Below are 20,772 nucleotides of genomic sequence, written 5' to 3'. Positions count from 1 at the left end.
AAAATAACGAATTAATTCGAAAGCATCTTGCGCGTTTTCATCACATCGTTGATGGCCTTGCGCAGAAAATTCGGAATCAAAGTTTCGTTGGTTTTGTAGATTTTCTCCTCGTCGAGTAAGTCTTCGAGCATGTTGCGGAATTTCTTGCGGCCTTTCATATTGATGATGCGCTCGCGGCGTTCGGCACTTCTGAGATTCGCAATAAAACTCAGCGGATCGGCTTCCGGATGAAACTGTGTACCGACAAAATATTTATTAAAGCGTACTGCCATAATTGCTCTTTCATAAGCCACATGATCACGGATTTTCTCTAGAGCAATGATCTTAGCGCCTTTTTCTTCAAATACGTTCAGATTCGGCTGTACCACTTGATAATCGCGCGAATCAACTGCATAAAACGGATCGTCTAAACCTTCTAACAAGTTGTCGCGGTAACCGTCTTTGGTTTTATGAACGGTCATCACGCCAAATGAAGTACTATTGCGCTTAGTGATCTCAGCCAAACCGAAATGTTTGCAAGCCATTTGGAACGAGTGACAAATAAAGAGTACGTGTTTCTTGACTTCGTTTTCTTGGTTCCAAAGCAGCAATTCGTCTATGAACTCGTAGTAACTTTTGTCCCAAACACCGTCGCCTTCTAGCGGATTTCCTGGGCCACCGGAAGAAATATAAATATCAAAGTCTTTGATTTTGGGTAACTCCGACTTTCTGCGAACATCGAAAATCTTGAAACTGACGATATTATTGAAACGATTGACGATATCGATAATACAGCGCATGCCTTGGTTCGGCTCGCCGTTATACATGTCCAGGATTGCTATTCTGATGGTTTCGTTCATAAGTATAGGTTCAAACGGATGGGCTGTACAAATATATAATTAATTATTTTACAAACCTTTGGTAAATTCAGAGGTAATAAAATCAACAACTTTGGTCAGATCTCCTCCGGTTTCATTGAAAACTGCCAACTGCTTATCGGCACCGGTTCCGTTTTTCATGATCTCATGCACATAATTAATTTGTTCACGACTGCCGAGTTCGTCTACTACATCATCAATAAAATCAAGCAATTCGCCAATCAATAACTTGGTTTCAACTTCTTTCTGCAAACCAAAATCAATCATGTGATTGTCGATGCCATAACGCGCCGCACGGAATTTGTTCTCCTTAATTAGCGCCAATCGATAGATGTTGTAACTCATGTTGTGTTGCGTGAGTCGGTATAACTTGGCAACCACAGCTTGAATAATCGCCACAATACACATAGTTTCATCGACGGTCAAACTCATATCGCAAATACGGAATTCTATCGTGTCATAAAACGGATGCAAACGCAAATCCCACCATATTTTCTTCGGATTATCGATGCAATTGGTTTTGACCAAAGTCTCTAGATATTTGTCGTACGAGGCTACATGGTCGAAATATTCCGGCAAACCCGTTCTGGGAAACTTGTCGAAAACTTTAGTACGGAAAGATTTATAGCCAGTTTGTCTTCCTTCCCAAAACGGAGAATTGGTCGAGAGCGCAAAAATATGCGGTAGGAAATAACAAGCTTGGTTCATGAGCTGCAAACCGACTTCACGGTTCTCAATCCCGACGTGGCAATGCATTCCGAAAATTAAATTCGAACGAGCAGCATCTTGCAATTCGTTTACAATATTGTGATACCTCGGGTCATCAGTAATCGGCTGGTCTTGCCAACGCGAAAACGGATGCGTACCGGCTCCGCCAACCACCAAATCTTGTTTCGAAGCCAATTCGACAATCTTACTGCGCAAAAACCGGATTTCCTCAGAAGCTTCTTTAACGTTCTTACAAATGTTCGTGCCGACTTCCACGACCGATTGGTGCATTTCGGCTTTAACCTGTTCGTTTAAAAACACCTTTGCACCGTCGACAATTTTTGATAAATGCGAGCGCAAATCGCGTGTTACAGGGTCAATTATTTGGTATTCTTCTTCAACGCCAAGGGTAAAAATGGGTAATTTTTTCATGACTTTATTTTTTAGAAGCTCGTCCCGCTTTTCACTGTATCTTTTCCCGCTTAAAGAAAGCGGCAAAAGGATGCCGTTGCAATCGGGGCTAGGGCTATAAACACATCAACTCATTTGCTATTTTACCGCAGCCGATTCTTTGATAAAAGTGCCCCATGTCAAGTTCATTTTTCCAGGCTTTTGCTTTTTGGCAGCAGCGATGGCCATTTTAGCAGCAGCCTCCACGACCCACTCGAAATTCTCTGCCCCAACTGACGTTAGTTCCGCGTCAGGCGCTGGGTTTCCGAAATCAATCGCGTAGGGAATTCCGTTGCGTACGGCAAATTCTACAGTATTAAAATCATATCCTAAACCTTGGCAAAGACGCAAAGTATAATCTTTTACAGTAGCTAATAATTTTTTATCGGTATTAGGGTTGTCTACTACATACCTTAAATGGTGTGGATTGCGCGGCTCATAAGGCATGATGCGAACGTCTTTTCCGCCCAAGCAATACACGCGGAAATAAGAATCAAAAACGATTTCTTCCTGAAGTAACATGACCAATTGGCCCGTTTCGCGGTGTTTCTCGAAGAATTCTTCTTTGTTTTCTAGTCGGTACACATTTTTCCAGCCGCCGCCCGCATAAGGTTTCATGTAAGCAGGAAAACCTACGTAGTTAAAAATGCCTTCCCAATCCATCGGATATTTCAAATTGCGAAATGACTTTGAAGTAGTGTCGGTCGGATGTTCGGCAGAAGGCAAAATCACCGTCTTGGGCAATGGAACGCCCAAAGTATCCGCAAGACAGTTATTGAAAAACTTATCGTCGGCGCTCCACCAAAATGGGTTATTGATCACGTTGGTTCCGGTTAGTGCAGCATTCTTTAAATAGGCTCTATAAAATGGAACATCTTGCGAAATCCTGTCGATAATGACTGCGTATTCGCCGCCTTGGTTTTGCATCACTTTGTCAATCGAAACTGCCTCGGCAACAATGCCTTTTTCGTTCTTCGAATTCACGCGGTCAATGAACGCCTGCGGAAAAGTATCTTCCATTCCGAATAAAATTCCAATCTTTTTCATACTACTGGTTTTTATATTTTAGAAAAATTTGATTCTCGATAAATAATGTGGGAACATGTCGCGCCAAACCGGCCAATCGTGCTGCTTGTCTTGACGAACATCCAACCAATGTGGAATATCGCGCCCGGCCAGCACTCGACTCAATTTCAAGTTAGCATCGAAACAAATGTCCCAATTGGATGTACCCAAAATGATATCCATATTCCAGAGTTCACGGTCGTTTAAACCATGCAAGTAATCTTCAGGGCTATTGTAAAACACGTTGTCGTCGTAATAACCATCCATAAAACTCTTAATGTCGAAAGCGCCACTCATCGAAAACATATGGCTCACATAACCCGGATGGCGAAAGGCAAAATTAGCGGCATGATAACCTCCAAAACTGCATCCGGCCACAGCTACTTTTCCAGAATAAGTATTGTTACGAACGCGCTCTACGATTTCGTGACAAATCATTTTATCGTACCAAGTATGGTTCTGAATGCGATGAAAAGGATGGATATTCTTGTTATAAAAGCTGTCTTTATCAATGCTGCCAGGGCAAAAAATCTGGATCAACCCTTGTTCGATATACCACTGCGCGGCGCCAATCAAACCTTGGTCTTTGTTTTCGTGGTAGCTTCCCATAGAAGTCGGGAACAAAATCACCGGATAACCGGCATGGCCAAAAACCAGCATTTCGATTTCACGGCTCAAATTCGGAGAGTACCATTTGAAGTATTCTTCTTTCATAAAGGTTTTGTCGGTTTAGCTTTGGTAAGATTTATTTATACTTCCTTCAAAAACAAGTATAATAAAAATATTCAATAAATATGTGGGTTCAGAACAATTCAGCAAACATTTACGAGAAACCAAGCAAAGCTCTCAATAAATTAAGAAAACATTAAAAAACAGCCCTGTAGCAAAATCGGTTTTGGCTAAAACTTAAAATCTGATTAAGTAGGGGTTGGGCTATATACTTGTATAAGTAGTTTCGGTTGACTCAAAAAGCTGCACTTGGCTTTTCAATCGCTCTATTAGCAGGTTCATCATACGTTTGTTGAGCGCCGAAGAATTCTGAACATACCTAGTATATTCTTCTATAGTAAACAGTCCAATTACCATTCCCTTGAGCGCATTTCGAAATTTGATATCTTTTTGGATTGCATTTTCAATGAATTGCAATTTTTTCTCTACCGTATATTGGTAGAAGTCATGTTTGTGTTTGCCGATGTAATTTCGGAAGACTTCTACAAACAAATCGTTTTGCAGTTTCAAGATAGGGCGTAGGGTTTGGTTTTGGAAAACCTCGTCGGCTGAAGAATATTCGGTGATGGTTCCGAGTGTTTCGCCACGAAGGCTGTTCAATAAAATATCGCGAGTTTCCATTTTTTCTTTTAAAGTTATAAAAAAACCTCCGCTGTTAGACGGAGGTTATGTATAGTTATCAAGAATGATTTGTTGATTATTCGCGTACTTTGAAAGTAACTCTTCTGACAAGTCTTCTAGCGTCTTTAGAATCGATAGCCACTGAAGCATCTTCGCCTTCGCTAACCACATTCAAACGAGAAGCATCAACACCAGCTTTGATTAAAGTGTTCTTAACCGTGTTGGCTCTTCCTATAGAAAGTTTGTCGTTGTAAGCCGTTTTTCCAATTTCATCAGCGTGTCCGATAATATCGATTGATGCACTAGGATTGTTTCTCAAATAGGTCAACATGAAGTCGATGCCCTCTGTAGAAACGTTCGTTGGATTGGTTTTTCCGGTATCGAAATAGGTAGTTACATAACCCTCGTTAATCAATCGTTTAATCATGTCTGCATTAGCAGTTTCGAGTGTTTCTTTAATGTTTGACTTGTCGACGTAAGTGTTGGCCATGTATTTCTCCAATTCGTCTGGAACGCCATTCTTATTCACATCAATCATACGTCCTTTGGTATCAACAGCTACACCAGCGATAGAATTGTTTTCAACATCTAGGTAATCCGGCACACCATCTTTATCAGAATCATTAAGCATACTTTCAAGTTCTCCGATACGCTTGTCAAGTTCTTCGATTTCTTTGAGTTTTCCTTCATCGATAATTGCCCAGTCACCGTGAATGTTATCTTTACCGAAGGAGTAAGTAAGACCGATTGAACTCATTATCATCTGACCTGAAAGGTTGTTGGATTTATCGGAAACACGTCCATCCCACGTCCAGTGCTGTCTGAAGTTCGAAAGCGTACTAAAATCCCCGATGATGGAGAATTTCTTTGAAACGCGGAACTCTGGAGAAATTCCGAACATGACTCCTAGGTTTAATTCTGATTTGTTATAAAAATAACCTACCTCTCCTTCGTCTGGTTTATACTTAGGAGTTGCTTGTGCGCCTTGCAAACCTGCGTGAATCAAAATACTCAATCGACCAAGTTCTTGCTGGATATTGAAAAGACGAGAAGCATTTACTACACCCTGTAACCCAAACCGGTATTGCTGCAATTTGAAATCTTTACTGTCTGTGTTTTTGTTGTTGGTAAATTGATCTGAACTGAAATCAGCTTTCAAACCAAACTTCGCACTAAACATATAACGAACCCCAACGCTGAATGTATTGAAGTTAATAGAGCCGAACATCTTATCAGGATTACTAGAATAATAACCTACGGTAAATGGTTTGGTTCCTTTACTTTGCCCGGCTGTTACCTCTAAAGTCCATTTGTTGTAATCTTTGCGTTCACCGGTATCTTTAGCGTCTTTGATATCTTCTTTCTGAGCATATCCTAAGTTAGCAGTCAATAAAGCGAAGGATATCAATAGTAAACAGTGTTTCATAGTTTTAAGATTGTTAACGTCTAATCGTCAGTTTTAACATTCGATGCAAATATAGGGGTTTAGTTTTAAAATTCAACCCCGATTAATAATTAATGCTAATTTTACAAAATTCATAAGCTAATGTGAATCAAAACGTAAGAAAATATGCGTACGTCTAAAATATTTGTAACTGTCGATATGGTTATTTTCAAAATTCTGGAATCTAAACTTTATGTGTTACTAATTCAAAGAAAAAAACCGCCATTTGAAGATTTTTGGGCCTTACCCGGCGGCTTTGTATACGAAAATGAAGCTCTTGAAGATGCGGCAAAAAGAGAGCTGTTTGAAGAAACGAATATTCAAACTGATAATCTCGAACAAATAGGTGTTTTCGGAAAACCTTTTCGAGATCCGCGTGGTCATGTGATTTCAATTGCTTACCAAGGATTTGTTACTCCAACTGTTGTTGCTGTTGCTAATGATGATGCCATGAATGCGCAATGGTTCGCAATCGATGATTTACCTGAAATGGCTTTCGATCATGCAGAAATTATTACATTAGCCCAAACTAAATATTTAAACTGATGCGATTTCACACCAGAAAATGGGTAAAGCCTGAAGACTTAAATCCGAATGGCACTTTATTCGGCGGAAAATTACTGGCCTGGATTGACGAGGAAGTAGCCTTATATTCGATTATCCAACTCGAAAATAAGCGCGTAGTGACCAAGCACATGTCTGAGATTAACTTTAGAAGTTCGGCCAATCAAGGCGATATTGTTGAAATTGGAATTGATGTAGTCAAGTTTGGCAACACTTCATTAACCTTGAGATGTGAAGTCAGAAACATAATGACCCGTGAGACCATCATTTCTATCGACACCATAACTATGGTTAGTTTGGACAAAAATGGAAAACCGCAAGCCCACGGAAAAACCAAAATTGAATACATTAACGACCGGTTAAAATAAGACCACTATTGCTGGATTTCTTTGCCTGTAGAAAGCTCAAAAATTTCTAAATCGAAGAAACCGATGGCAGCAATCAAATGGTCGAAAATATCTGCCATAATGTACTCGTAATTCTCGAATTTTTTATCTTTAGTAAAAGCGTAAATTTCTAAAGGAATGCCTTGAGCTGTTGGCTGCAACTGCCTGCATAACAATATCATATCTTTATTTAAACTTGGGTAATTTTCAAGATATGCGGTTATGTATTTTCGATACAAACCAAAGTTAGTCAAATTGCGCCCGTTCAATGGCAAAGACTTATCAATATCATGTGCCAAGTTGTATTTATTGATTTCAAGCTGTCGGCTATCAATATAATGGCTAATGAGTTGAATACGTTTCAACTTCTGTAATTCATCTTCAGTCAAAAAACGGATACTTTTAGCCCGAATGAGCAAGTGCCTTTTGATTCTGCGCCCATCTGAATTAAGCATACCGCGCCAGTTTCGAAAAGAATCTGCAATCATGCTGTAGGTAGGAATAGTGGTAGTGGTATTGTCAAAATTGCGCACTTTTACTGTGGCCAAATTGATTTCAATTACATCGCCATCAGCACCAAATTTGTCGAAAGTGATCCAATCGCCAATACGCACCATATCATTCAGAGAAACTTGCACACTGGCCACAAACCCTAATAAAGTATCTCGAAAAATCAATAATATAATTGCCGAAACAGCTCCGAGTGTCGCAAACATCGTATTGGCGCTTACATTGAATAATTCCGATATAATCACCGTAACGCCAATCATCCAGAGAATCAGCATAATCACCTGAATATAACTATCAATTGGTTTGTCACTATATTCCGGTTTGGTTTTGAGAAAATCGCGTAAAGCATTGAAAACCGTGCGAACAATCCATAAAATCAACAAGATGATGTACACACCGACTAACTTTCCGAAAACGGTTTCCCAGTATACATAATCATTTAAAATCACCGGTACTGACTTGTATATAAACAACAGCGGAATGAGATGCGAGATGTATTTGGCTGTTTTGTTCGAAATCAGCAAATCATCAAATTTAGTTTTGGTTTTCTTTGCAACTACCGCCATTACAGTCACCAGAAAGAAACGGAAAACCATATAGATAATATAGGTCAGAAAACTCAGAAGAAGAATATTCACCACTAGGCTAGAGTAGGAAGCAATCGTATCATTCATTCCCCATTTGCGGAACAAAGGATAACACCAGCAGTAAATATTCTCTAGGGTTTTATGCATTTCTAAAGTATTTTTTCTCAATATAAAAAGTACCAAACGGAACAACCGAAGCTAGGCAAATAAACAGGAATTTAGTGTTTTCCCATTTCTCTTCGATTTTGTTCATGATTGCCAAAGCAATATAGGCAATAAACAATAATCCGTGAGCCATTCCAATGACTTTCACGTATATCGGAAGTTCGAAAATATATTTCATTGGCATCGCGAAAAAGAGCAGTAAAAGCAATGAAATCCCTTCCAAAAGAGCGACAGTCTTGAAAATTTTTACCATGTTTGCGGTGTTTTACAGTTGGTTTGAAAAGCGCAAAATTAGCGAATCAAAACTGTTATTGCCAAACTAATTTATTTTAATGCCATGAGCAAACGCGAACTCAAGAAATACCTGGGAGAATTACCCAAAGAAGCACTAGAAGAACAAATCGTGGCTTTGTATGATAAGTTCGCTCCAGTGAAAACCTATTACGATTTTGTTTTCAACCCGAAAGAAGATCAACTGGTTAGTGAAGCCAAAATGAAAATCACCAACGAATATTTCCCAGTAAAAACCAAGCGTGCCAAGCTCAGAAGATCCACTGCGCAGAAATACATCAAACAGTTTTTATTGTTAGGCGTTGATGTTTTTGCTGTTGCCGATGTGATGCTTCACGCTATTGAAGTGGCTCAAAAATATAATGCTCGCCGCGAGATTCGATATGCTTCATTTTATAAAAGCATGCTCAATTCGTTCGAACAAGCTGTACGTTATATCATTAGTCATGGAATAAAGCCTAGTTTTAAAGACCGATTGATTCAAATTGTCAATGAAGCCAATCGCCAAGACTGGGAAAATCGATACGAAATGGCGCGTATAATTACTTTGTTCGATGAAGATTCAGATTTTTAAAATGCTGCAAATCGACCTGCCAATATAAATTTCAATTTAAATTTTGCGATTTAACGCTTCAAAGCATTGAATAACTCTTTTTTAGACTTATTTTTGCGAAATTCTACAAACGCACCATGCCTGAAAAGGATTTAGAGATCGAAATCGAGGAAAAAAAGGAGCTTTACGGCTACCAGAAAGGCGACATCAAGCAGATTTTCGACCGTTTGGATCATGCGCCGCACAACCACCATTTGCTTTATCAATTGCCAACTGGCGGAGGAAAAACTGTTATTTTCTCTGAAATCGTCAGACGATACCTATCCAAGCACGACAAAAAAGTATTGGTTTTGACGCATCGTATCGAGCTTTGCAAGCAAACATCAAAAATGCTCACCGGCTTTAAGGTCAAGAACAAAATCATTAATAGTAAAGTAAAAGAACTACCTGACCAAAATGATTATTCTTGTTTTGTAGCGATGGTTGAAACACTTAAAAACCGCATCAACGACAAGAAACTACATCTAGACAATATCGGTTTGGTTATTATCGATGAAGCGCATTACAACTCGTTTCGCAAATTGCTGAATTTCTTTAAAAACTCTTTTATTCTTGGCGTTACCGCAACACCACTGAGTTCAAACATTAAATTGCCGATGAATGAGAATTACGACGAGCTCATTGTAGGCGATACGATTGCATCGCTCATTGAAAAAGGCTTTCTCGCACGGGCAACAACATATAGTTATGATGTCGGTTTGACTTCGCTCAAAGTTGGCATTAATGGCGATTATACGGTGAAATCTTCTGATGATTTGTATTCGCAATTGGCCATGCAAGAAAAGCTCATTCATGCCTACACTGAAAAATCATTGGGCAAGAAAACACTGATTTTCAACAATGGAATCAATACTTCTTTGTATGTATATGAAACCTTCCGCGAGGCCGGTTATCCGATTCGGCATTTAGATAATACCAGCAGCCCTGAAGACAGAAAAGAAATCTTGTCTTGGTTCAAAAATACGCCTGATGCTGTCTTGACTTCAGTTGGGATTTTGACTACTGGTTTTGATGAACCTACTGTAGAAAGTATCATCCTGAATCGCGCCACTAAATCCTTGACGCTGTATTTTCAGATGATCGGTCGTGGCTCTAGAAAGTTAGCCAACAAAGACTCTTTTATAGTCATTGATTTAGGCAACAATGCCGCTCGTTTTGGGCTTTGGGACGAACCCGTAGACTGGCAACACATCTTCAAATCGCCGGAATATTATTTGGAAAACCTGCGTGATGATGCTGAGATTGAATTGCATTTCAAATACCAAATGCCGCCCGAATTACGAGCAAAATTCGCCAAAACCGCAGATGTTACTTTCGATGTAGATTTCGAGCACAAACAAGCCATTGCACAAAACCTTCGCTCTAAAATTGTAATTGAAAAGTCGCTCGAACAGCACGCCAACATGTGTATTGACAATACCTCAGATTTGGTTCAAGCCAAGCAACTCGCCAAAGAGCTCAAGGATGACATTGAATCTCGTATGAAACGTTACGCTAACTGTTTGAGTCATTGCAGCAAAAATTACAAAGAATGGCTCATCGAAGACTACAAACAAAAACTCAATTTATTGATCGGAAAAAAAGTTCGGGAAAGTTTGTTTTAGTCTTTCCTAAATATTTTTCAACTCGATGAAATACATCATTTTATCGATGTATTCTACTTGTTTTTTTTAACGAAATTTTTCTCGCGCCCTTTATCGGCAAAAAAAGTGCACTTTATCGACTTTATGAGTGTTTACAACTGATTTAAAGGTGTTTTTTTTTTTATTAAACAAACACAAAATATCTTTGCTCGAAACAAATTTAACATTGTTGAATAGCTCCCAAAGCTTAAACCAAACAAATATGAAGAACAAATACGATGTAATGCTGATCTTAGAAGGTACTTATCCGTTCAATGGCGGTGGAGTATCTACATGGGCGCATATGCTTTGCAACAAGGTAAAGAATGTGAATTACACGTTGTACTCCATCAATGCCGATTTTGAAGAAAAATCAAAGTACCAACTCAGCGAAAACGTTAAGAACGTAGTGCAAGTTCCGTTATGGTCGCCACTTGAGCCCAAGGAATTGATTAGCTACGGTAAAAAATACTACAAGACTGTCAACAGAAAAGAACAGGAAGACCAATCAGCAATTGCTGAAAAGTTTATCCCAATTTTCAAAAGACTACTCAACCATATATACGACACTAACGCCGAGGTTGAAGATATTGACGATACTATTTTCGATATGTGGCAATTTTTCCAGAACCACGACTACAAGAAAACCATGAGAAGTAAAGTGGTTTGGAAGTGTTTCTGCGAGACGGTTTCAGCAGTCATAGAAAAAGACGGTCATTACGACGCTACATTATATGATTTCACCGTTGGAATGCGCTGGATTTATCGCTTTTTGATTCCAATTTCAATCGATGTTCCTAAAGTAGATGTATCGCACTTGACACTTTCTGGTTTCCCAGTGATTCCGGCTTTAGTTTTGAAATACAAATACGGAACACCAATTATTGCTACAGAACACGGTGTTTTCATCAGAGAAAGATTGATTGCTATCAATTCTTCGGAATATTCGTTCTTCCTAAAAAACTTATTGATTAAATTCTCAGAATGTATAACTAGATTGGTTTACTACAAATCAGATTTGATTCTGTCGGTAAATAAATTCAACATGATCTGGGAAAAGAAATACGGAGCCCATCCAAACAAAATTGACGTAATCTACAACGGTATCGATGCGGATTTATTCGTACCGGGTAAAAAACCTGAGCATTTGCAAAACATTCCTACTGTGGTTGCAGCGGCCAGAATTTTTGAACTCAAAGACGTATTGACCATGATTCGCTCATGTGCAGTGGCCAAAAGAAGTATTCCAAACGTACGTTATTTAGTATATGGCGACAACAACGCCGTACCTACTTATACTAAAGAATGTATGGATTTGATCAAAGAACTCAAACTCGAAGACAATTTCTTCTTGGCCGGTTACCACGACAAGCCACACCAGTTATTCTGTGAAGGTGATATTTCGATATTGACTTCCATCTCAGAAGGTTTTCCATACACCGTTTTGGAATCTATGAGTTGTGGTGTTCCAGTAGTAGCTACTGATGTCGGTGGTGTTACCGAGGCTTTAGATTCTAATTGTGGTTTCATTTGCAAGCCTAAAGATTATGAATCATTGGGTCAAAGTGTGGTTACTTTGTTGCAAGACGAAGCACTTCGTACTAAAATGGGTGCCAACGCCAGAAAGAAAGTACTCGATAACTTCACCATTGATAAATTTATCAAAGAATACGAGATGGCTTACGAATTCATCATGAACAAAAAAGCCCAAGAACCAATATATTTGAACTCACATCTAGAACAGCAAGCGATGGAAGCGTCATAACAGCTATCATTTCTTCACCAAAATAGACTCCCCAATCTACTATGGAAAATCACTTTACTAACATCAAGGCCTTAATCGAAAAGACCAAAGATAAAATCGGAAAGCCTGTCAGCAGCGAAGTTGTTGAAGCTACAATTGAATCTCTTGGCATCCGTGAGAAAGACACTCAGGAAGATTTCGGTTTTAATTCTATCAAAGATCTCGCAGAACTGGTTTTTTACGAACTGACCACCGACAAGTATTACATTGGTGCCAAGAACGAAAAAGAAATCGAAGTCGAACGTACCCAACCTCGAATCATTCAGGTCAAGGATTATTTTCGGGTGAAAACCAAAATTTTTGCCCAATACTATTCGCTGGGTATTTTTCACTTGCTTCCGGTTTTGATCCAGATTGCTGCGATTATCATTTTTGGCTATTCACTCTGGACTTTTGTAGGCTTTAACGAAATTCAATCCACTGCAGTAGTTCTTGGAGTCGTGATTGGTTTGGTTTCCACGGGCGGGTTTGTCCAAGTCATTGGTAAACAAGCTTCATTTTATTGGAACTACGGAGACTTCATGATGACCAACAAAACCATCAATTATCTTCACAAAGTTGGAATGTTGTCTATTTTCTTTGTTTTGACTTCCATTTTCTTGGTGAATTTTTTCTTTCATATTTATCCGTATGAAATTTTGTTTGTGGTTTTCGCATACGCCTTTTTCGTTGGGATGTTACTATTAATGCTCGCTCCTTTGCATACCATCAAACAGCGTTGGGTGATTACTTTTTCAATTTTTGCCGGAACCGCAGTAGCGATTTATCTCAAAGAAACAACACCATTGCTTATTTTTGCTACACACTGGATTGGAATTGGTGTTTCAATTCTGATTGTAAAAGTTTTTTTGATGGTTTATTTCTCGCGATTAACCAAAGGCAAAAAATCTATTAGCGGTAGTAAAATTAAGGTTCCTGTACTTTTATACCACAACTATCAATACTTCTTCTACGGTATTTTTGTTTATGTTTTCATTTTCATCGATCGCATTATGGCTTGGTCTTCAGGCATCGATAACAACTTACCTTTTTTAGTTTACTTCGAAAAAAATTATGAACTCGGGATGGATTTGGCTATTTTAGTTTTTTTATTACTCGCTGGAGTCTTAGAATATAGCATCGCATCTTTCACCAGATTCATCGATATTGGACAAAAAAACACCGACCATAAAACACCGGAAGCCTACAATAATCAGCTCAAAAAGATGTATTGGCAGCAAGTGGCTTTATTGTTTGTCACCAGTATTTTGGCCTTTGTTTTCATTTATTATATCATCAATGCTTCCTGGGGATTTGAAGGCCAGTTCAACGAAACCCTAGTACAATTGAGCGTGAAAGTTTGTGTGATTGGCGGTATTGGTTATGTCTTTTTGGCTTGGGGTATGCTCAACTCATTGTATTTATTTACCTTGGGCCAAGCAAAAAAACCACTTAAAGCAATTATTTATGCTTGTTTGCTAAATATATTCTTAGGTTTTATTTTAAGTAGGTTTTTCGCTTACGAATACAGCGTGGTAGGCATGTTATTAGGAGCCGCACTGTTTGTAGCACTAACGTTGAAAGCCAACATGAATTATTTTAAAAACCTAGATTATTACTATTATGCAGCGTATTAAGATCCTGTTGGTAATTCTCCCACTCATTTTACTGTTTAATTCTTTTCAAGACGATATGAAAAAAAGTAGTACCGTATTATTTTGCTATGGTAGAATCAAACCAGCATTAATAAAAGGCTACCAATATGTCATTCTCGAATCGAAGCATTACAACAAAGCTGAAATCCGAGTGATTAAAGCACTGAATAAAAAGGTATTTGCCTACATCAGTTTGGGTGAAATTAACGAAAATGCCGAACGTTTTGAAGATTTCAAAAAGCACACCATCGGTAAAAACAAAATTTGGAACAGCCATTATCTCGATCTCGATTCTAAAAAAGCTAGAAAACTCATTATGGAAATGACCGACGAACTTTTTGCTGAAGGCTATGACGGATTGTTTCTAGACAACATTGATAATTTCACAATCTACGGACCGCAAAAAGACCAAAAGGAAAAAGCCATCGAACTCATTAAAAGCATCAAGGAAAAGTATCCCAAGAAAATGTTTATCCAAAATGCAGGGCTCGAATTGGCAGAAGAAACCAGTCGTTATATTGACATTATCGCTATAGAATCTGTAGCTTCCGCATACAGTTTTGCAGACAATAAATACAATCTCAGGGAAAAGAAAGAGTTCGACAATTATTTTGATCACATCAAAACCATCAGCAATACTTATTCAATTCCGTTCATCATCGTCGAATATGCCGACACCAAAACCCTAGAAAGTCAAATCATTAAGAGGATTGAACATTCGAAGTTTGATTATTTCATAGGAAATATTAATTTGCAAACGCTCCCAAAATTTAACTAGCCGCGCTATGATGTTTTTAACAAGTTCAATATTACTAGGTTTTATAAGGCTTTGCGTTATATTACTGTTTTTATTCTACTTGAATAGGAAATTCGTCAACGTTTCGAATCACGTGCATTTTCTTGATTTTATCATCATGAATTGGTTCCGATACATTGGCGTGATGGTCGTAGTGATTTTTGCTTTGGTCGAATCTGATGCTTATAACCTGTTTAATTGTTTTTTTATCTTCACGATTCTTTTCGGAATTGACATCATTGGAATTGACAACCTCAAGAATCCGAAGCATTTTTTTCGAACGCGCATTCGTGAAGGATTACTGACTTTCTTGCGCAACATTGAAAACAAAAAATCATTCTGGTTTTGGTTTTCACTCGATAAGAATTACCAAAGAAAAAAGAACAATGTTTTTATCCTGATTCTAACTGTACTTATTGGCGCTATCACTTTCTTGAGCCGCTATTACTTCATCATTTACGACAATTATTCGCTATCGGACGCTTGGATTTACGACTTGAATAAAGTAATCCAATTCGACAATCAATATTGGTTTACCTATGAATTGGCTACCGATGCCGAGTTGGCAATTGTGAATTTCTACGGAAAAATTACCGATGTGAGCCCTGAAATCGCACTTCAGGTAATTGCCATTCTCGAATCGACATTGCTGGCGGTAATTATCTTTTGGATCATCAACAAACTCACACCTTCAAAATTTATTGCTCCAACCATTGCGGCACTTTTCTTTAGCTTGGTTTATGTATTGACGCCACTGAATGTTTATTTCCTACTCAAAGGAAATCCAACTTTTATGGCTCTAACTTTTGCCTTGCCCGCTTTTGCTTTTTATATCAAACCGACTTTACTAAAGCTAAGTAGAACACGTTTCTTTTTCAGCTTTTTATTTATATTCATCACCATCGGACTTACTGATTTATTTACTTACTGTATCTTGATTCCGCCGTTTTTAATCATCGCTTTGATGTTTACCAAAATGAAGTTTAAGCGGCACAATTTCTTCACTTTAGCTGCTTATCTGACGGCAACAATATTACTTTACGCGATTTACAGTTATGCTTGTTATTACCAACGTGCTGATTTGCTCGAATACATGCAAAACAATTTGCTTTCGGTGAGTTCTTACACTTATGTGCCACAGCTCATTTTGCCCTACAGTGAAATCATTCGTTATGCACAATATACTACAGGAATTGGCTTTATACTTACCTTATTGCTGGTGATTATCCGAAAAGAAAATTGGCGGGCCACGATTATTTTCTTTGTCTATTTCAACTTCTTGATATTGCTAACTTTCATCAAAAGTGAATGGCTCGATATTGACATGCTCAACAATTCGATTTCAGTATTTTTACCGATCATGATTGGGCTTAATTTGGCTATTGTGATGCGAATTTTGAATTTTGGTTTATATCGATGGAAACGATTCAGTCCGGTTACAGTTGCCGCTATATTTGTTGTGATGATTTACGCTTCGTTCTTTTACCAACAAAAAAACATCAATGCTTTAACGGTATCCGACCAAACACCGAAGCACATTTTGAACGCTTACGATAAGATTTCGCAAACCTTTTTCAAACATTCCTACTGTGTAGTGAATGATCCGGCGGCACAGGTAATCAGTAACAATTCGCATTTCTTTATGAACTACGATTTCTTCTTGAATGATTACCCGAAAATTGACTCCATTAATACCAAACATTTGAAAGAACCGAACTTCTTGGTCAAGAATCCTCAGTATTCTATTTCAAAAAGTGTCTTAGTTTTTGTGCTGAACAACAATGCTGTGGAAGAAAGTAATATTTTTGCAGCCAACAAACAACTCCAGCAACAACTCATCAATAACATTAAGTTGTTGGAAAAAAGAGGAAGAAAAGTCAATTTGTTTTACAATACTGACATTCTGAAAGTGTACGAAATTGTTAACGCACCAGGCGAGAGTAAACTTTCCGATTTAATATTCTGATTATGAAAATGAGCATTACCCGTAAATACCTAACTTACTCGTTGGCCATTGCCTGCTCAGTTTTCATGCTAAGTTGTGAAGGTCTTGATGATTGGTCTGATTTGAAAAGCATTGAACTCTTTAACGGTAAAGGCGATGCAGCTAAAGGCAAAGGTGGTTTCAAACGCTATGAAGAACCGATTATGAGTACAAATGCCGTTATCGAATCCGTTTACGATCCGGCTTCACGATTCAGCAAATCCTATAACAGTCATATTCGTAAGGTTTGTGATTATACCAAGATTCCGTTTCATGCCATGCCAATTACCCAATGGAACAGCACCTTAAGAATCAATCCGGCTACACGTGTCATTGTAGTTTATGATACCAAAAAGCTCAACGACGCTTCGGTAGATGTTCTGTTGAATTTTGTTACCAATGGTGGTACTTTGTTTATTCCTTTCGCTAATGAAGACCATCGTATGGCTTACTTACTAGGTTTCAAAGCTGAAGCCGAATACGCTACCGATACCAAAGCAATGGGTTGGCATTTCAACACTCCATTCTTGCCTGGTTTAAAAGGCAAATCATTCGCTAAGAAAACATTATTGTATGGTTTTGCTGCTCAGAATTTTTCTTCTAAAGTTAAAGTTTTAGCTACGGCAGCGAACAATCCATCAGCACCAACAATTACTGAAAATCCGATAGGGAAGGGGAAAGTCATTCTTTTTAATACTTCAGGTGATTTTTCAAAAGTAGACCGTGGCTTTCTCTTTGCCGGAATACTCAAAGGCTTAGAAGGAATTCCGTATCCGGTAGCCAACACTTCGACTATCTTTTTAGATGACTTTCCAGCGCCACAATACGATATCATTGCCGAACCAATTAAAACCGAAATGAACATGACCACTTCAGATTATGTTCAGAAAGTTTGGTGGCCTGATATGCGCGATTTAGGGAAAGAATACAAAATTCCATACGCGGCAATGCTCACCTTCGATTATCGAAATAAAATCGTTCCGCCATTTACATTAGACCAATGGAATTCTAAAAAAATCAAAACCAAAGAAAAAGTAGAATCGTTACCAGATTGGCTCGTTAATGATGTTAAGCGAAACGGGCATGAATTGGCTTTTCACGGATACAACCACGTTTCTCTGCTCAAACATTTGTGGAAAAATCCAAAGTTCATTGAAACCTCGATGAACACCGTCAAGAAAAAGTGGGAAATCAGCAATTACGGAAATTTACCGGTTACTTATGTTCCGCCATCGAATGACATAGACAGAATGGGTATCAAACAACTCAAACTGGCCATGCCATCTATTAAATATATGTGTAGTCTGTATATTGGTCACTTGGAAGATGGTGGTGATCGTGAATTCGACTATGATCCATTTGAGAAAAATTTCTTTGATTATCCCAGAATTTCCAGCGGTTTTTATATTGAAGATGACGAAAGATACACTATCAATTCAATGTATCTCTACACCGGAATCTGGACACATTTCGTTCACCCGGATGATATTTATCAAATCCCTGCTACCGCCGATAAAAGGGCTGCGGGGTATAGTTTGAGAAACCAATATACTTTGGGCTGGAAAAAATCAAAAAACTCAAGTAAAGCTTTATTCCCTGAGTTTAAAAACTTCTTGAAACAATTAACCACTACTTATCCGCAACTGCGTTTTGTAGATGGTGGTGTCGGCGGAAACATCGTTATGAACTGGCGTGCTTCACGTTTTAGTCATAAATCTGAAAAAGGGCTCTACACGGTAAGTGAAATCAATCCTACTGAAAATAAAAAATACTGGTTTTTATACGGAAGTCCGGCCAACGCTGACCGCATCGAAACACAACTTAGAAATGAAATGGTGTTGTTTTCCAAAACTCCGTTCGTAGATGGTTATTTGTATTCGGTGTATTCCAGCAAGCCCAAACTGACTTCTATCGATTTGAATTATAAATCACCGAAAGAAAGAGCACAGTTGGCTCAGATTAACAGTTTAGTGAAAGCGGATTTTGCTAAGTTCAAAATTGATGTTCAGAACTTTATTAAAGGCGGAGTCGATTCCGAAATTGATTATGAAAAGCAGTTGCAAGCCGAAATGGAAGCACTTAAAAACAAGCTTTTAACTACTGCTGAAATCAATCCTACAGACTGGAATAAATACGCCGAATACATGGAAGCAGAGGGCAAAAACGCCGAACTCTGGAAAATGTATGAAGCCCATGTAGGCAAACATCATTCAAAAAATAACGTTCAATATTCTAAAGAATTAGACAGGATGATTGGTTACATGGATGATGAAGCCAAAGAAAAATGGATGAGCGAGCAAATTGCAATTAACCCTAACGACAAAGCACTGCTGACAAGCTATTACAACAATTTCGATGCAGAACCTTATAAGGAAAAAATCAAAAATGTACTTAAAACCTTGTGGCAACTCGATCCTTCGGTGGCCAACTTTAAAAATTATATCAAGCACCTGATTCAGTATTATCCAGAAGAAGCCTTAGTAGTTTTGACTGATGTTAAACCCACTAAAGATTATAGTGATATTGCTACCGCTGTGGTTTGGCTTTTCGCTGATAATGCCGAATACAACAAAGCCATTGAATGGTCAGATTACAGTGCCGAGATTGACTTCGTGACCAAAATGAACTGGTACATTGAAGCTGGAAGATCTAAAGAACTCGAACCTCTTTACTTGAAATATATAGCCGAACATCCGGAAGATGAAATTGCTACAGTGCTGATGAGCAACGTTTATCATGAACAAGGCCGTTTCAAGGATTCATGGGTTTTGGCCAATTCGCTGAGCAACATCTATGAAAAAGAAGAATTACGAAAAACTTTGAATCGTGATGTGGTTTATGAAAACATGGATTTGCAACAAGATTTAATTGCCAACCACGCTGCATTATTTTACCCAGATGTGTTGGCTAAACTTCAAAAAGACATTCGTTTGGCCATTGGAGATTTCATTGATTTTAATTCATATTTAGAAACGAACCAGAAAAATCCAGCATTTCAGAGAAATTTTGTTTCTTATAATCATTACAGTAAAAAAGGTTTTCTACATAGCATTGGGGTAAATTATGCCAAATATTATGAGTTGGAGGTAACCAAGAAAAAATACGAAGACAATCGCGACAACAACCTTATCGGTCTTGAATACAAGCTTACAACACCAACCAGGGAAAATAAACCTCAATACTGGAGCAGGGCAAGGGTAGAACTTGACAAATCATCAAATACTTACTACCAATTTGGAGCAGGATTAACTCGATCTAAGGAAAGAAATTATCGTTCGGCTAGTCTGAATTTGCAGCCTGTAGAAACAGCCCCTGGTGTGAATCAAAAAATCTACCAAGTATTGGCCAACATCTATCAGGATTTTTACATCGGAAAATATATCAATGCGAGCCTTTCTTTCGAAGGAAATTACTATACCGAAGGATTCCTTTCGCGTGATACCATCGGACCTATTATCGATCCAAACCGCGGTATTTCATTATCTAGAAAAAAATACACCGAAATCGGAAATGGGATTTTTCAGGTTGATGATACTGACGACAGCTACGATGCTTCCTTAACTCTAAGGATGATGTTAGATAAAGGAGATGAGAAAAAATCCAAATTCATTCCATACATTGAATCACAGGTTTCACATGGTTCTCGTGATTTAAGCATTGGATATCCGTATTGGATTATTAAAAATCGTATTTACGGTGGAGGAGGACTAGGTTGGAAATATACTACGCCAACATTCGGTGCACGAATAGAAGCCGGAGCCTTTTTAGATAGCTTTAGTGGTCACTTTGAACGCCTCAACACAGAATTGTCTTATCAGATTTTCGACTTTACTGCCTTAAGTTTTAATCTGGAAGTCTTTGAGCAATCTAAATTCTATTCAAACTCTATTTTATTCGGAATCAAACACAATTTTCAAAAGAAATACCGAAAGAAAAAATAAA

17 protein-coding genes are annotated in these 20,772 nt (G+C 38.3%); 9 read left to right on the top strand and 8 right to left on the bottom strand.

The window, feature by feature from the left end; translation table 11 throughout:
* Window positions 1-11: 11 nt before the first annotated feature.
* From G4D82_RS06625 to G4D82_RS06600, 6 genes are all read right to left on the bottom strand, one after another.
* Window positions 12-839: a type 1 glutamine amidotransferase gene (locus G4D82_RS06625; RefSeq protein WP_166335833.1), complete on the bottom strand. Its 828-nt coding sequence runs from the start codon at window positions 837-839 to the stop codon at window positions 12-14.
* Between the two features lie 48 nt (window positions 840-887).
* The gene (locus tag G4D82_RS06620; protein ID WP_166335831.1) at window positions 888-1,997 is read right to left on the bottom strand and encodes a carboxylate-amine ligase; all 1,110 of its coding nucleotides are present in this window, start codon (window positions 1,995-1,997) and stop codon (window positions 888-890) included.
* 117 nt (window positions 1,998-2,114) lie between these two features.
* Entirely contained in the window at window positions 2,115-3,062 is a 948-nt protein-coding gene (locus tag G4D82_RS06615; RefSeq protein WP_166335829.1) for an ATP-grasp domain-containing protein, read from the bottom strand.
* An 18-nt stretch (window positions 3,063-3,080) separates the two neighbouring features.
* A complete protein-coding gene (locus tag G4D82_RS06610; RefSeq protein ID WP_166335827.1) occupies window positions 3,081-3,794 on the bottom strand; it encodes an esterase family protein in 714 nt (237 codons plus the stop codon).
* Window positions 3,795-4,013: 219 nt separating this feature from the next.
* Window positions 4,014-4,430, bottom strand: a complete 417-nt coding sequence (locus G4D82_RS06605) for a glyoxalase (protein WP_166335825.1) — start codon at window positions 4,428-4,430, stop codon at window positions 4,014-4,016.
* Window positions 4,431-4,506: 76 nt separating this feature from the next.
* Window positions 4,507-5,856: an OmpA family protein gene (locus tag G4D82_RS06600; protein WP_166335823.1), complete on the bottom strand. Its 1,350-nt coding sequence runs from the start codon at window positions 5,854-5,856 to the stop codon at window positions 4,507-4,509.
* A gap of 144 nt (window positions 5,857-6,000) precedes the next feature.
* Between G4D82_RS06600 and G4D82_RS06595 the strand changes: the two genes are divergently transcribed.
* Window positions 6,001-6,420, top strand: coding sequence for an NUDIX domain-containing protein (locus G4D82_RS06595; RefSeq protein ID WP_166335821.1), 420 nt, complete (start codon window positions 6,001-6,003; stop codon window positions 6,418-6,420).
* Window positions 6,420-6,806 (top strand): acyl-CoA thioesterase, encoded by a 387-nt coding sequence (locus tag G4D82_RS06590; RefSeq protein ID WP_166335818.1) that lies wholly within the window; start codon window positions 6,420-6,422, stop codon window positions 6,804-6,806. The genes G4D82_RS06595 and G4D82_RS06590 overlap by 1 nt, the downstream gene beginning before the upstream one ends.
* A gap of 5 nt (window positions 6,807-6,811) precedes the next feature.
* Here the strand turns inward: G4D82_RS06590 and G4D82_RS06585 are convergent, their stop codons facing one another.
* Together G4D82_RS06585 and G4D82_RS06580 are read right to left on the bottom strand one after the other, a co-directional pair.
* Window positions 6,812-8,068 (bottom strand): mechanosensitive ion channel family protein, encoded by a 1,257-nt coding sequence (locus tag G4D82_RS06585; protein ID WP_166335816.1) that lies wholly within the window; start codon window positions 8,066-8,068, stop codon window positions 6,812-6,814.
* Window positions 8,061-8,339, bottom strand: coding sequence for a DUF3817 domain-containing protein (locus G4D82_RS06580; protein WP_166335814.1), 279 nt, complete (start codon window positions 8,337-8,339; stop codon window positions 8,061-8,063). The genes G4D82_RS06585 and G4D82_RS06580 overlap by 8 nt, the downstream gene beginning before the upstream one ends.
* Before the next feature lie 84 nt (window positions 8,340-8,423).
* Here G4D82_RS06580 and G4D82_RS06575 point away from each other — a divergent pair, with 84 nt between their 5' ends.
* The 7 genes from G4D82_RS06575 to G4D82_RS06545 all read left to right on the top strand — a co-directional run bounded on the left by G4D82_RS06575 (window position 8,424) and on the right by G4D82_RS06545 (window position 20,771).
* Window positions 8,424-8,951, top strand: coding sequence for a DUF6155 family protein (locus G4D82_RS06575; RefSeq protein ID WP_166335812.1), 528 nt, complete (start codon window positions 8,424-8,426; stop codon window positions 8,949-8,951).
* A gap of 116 nt (window positions 8,952-9,067) precedes the next feature.
* Window positions 9,068-10,594, top strand: a complete 1,527-nt coding sequence (locus G4D82_RS06570) for a DEAD/DEAH box helicase (protein ID WP_166335810.1) — start codon at window positions 9,068-9,070, stop codon at window positions 10,592-10,594.
* 241 nt (window positions 10,595-10,835) lie between these two features.
* On the top strand, window positions 10,836-12,377 hold the full coding sequence (gene pelF / locus G4D82_RS06565; protein ID WP_166335808.1) for a GT4 family glycosyltransferase PelF: 1,542 nt from the start codon (window positions 10,836-10,838) through the stop codon (window positions 12,375-12,377).
* Between the two features lie 41 nt (window positions 12,378-12,418).
* Entirely contained in the window at window positions 12,419-14,032 is a 1,614-nt protein-coding gene (locus G4D82_RS06560) for an MATE family efflux transporter (protein WP_166335806.1), read from the top strand.
* 55 nt (window positions 14,033-14,087) lie between these two features.
* Entirely contained in the window at window positions 14,088-14,828 is a 741-nt protein-coding gene (locus G4D82_RS06555) for an endo alpha-1,4 polygalactosaminidase (RefSeq protein WP_166335804.1), read from the top strand.
* A gap of 7 nt (window positions 14,829-14,835) precedes the next feature.
* Window positions 14,836-16,812, top strand: coding sequence for a hypothetical protein (locus G4D82_RS06550; protein ID WP_166335802.1), 1,977 nt, complete (start codon window positions 14,836-14,838; stop codon window positions 16,810-16,812).
* A gap of 2 nt (window positions 16,813-16,814) precedes the next feature.
* Window positions 16,815-20,771 (top strand): DUF2194 domain-containing protein, encoded by a 3,957-nt coding sequence (locus G4D82_RS06545; protein WP_166335800.1) that lies wholly within the window; start codon window positions 16,815-16,817, stop codon window positions 20,769-20,771.
* Window position 20,772 lies beyond the last annotated feature (1 nt).

Origin of the sequence: Flavobacterium lotistagni (assembly GCF_011392125.1) — a bacterium.
GTDB lineage: Bacteria > Bacteroidota > Bacteroidia > Flavobacteriales > Flavobacteriaceae > Flavobacterium > Flavobacterium lotistagni.
Note: the sequence above shows the minus strand (reverse complement) of the source record. Positions and strands in the feature narration are given on the sequence as shown.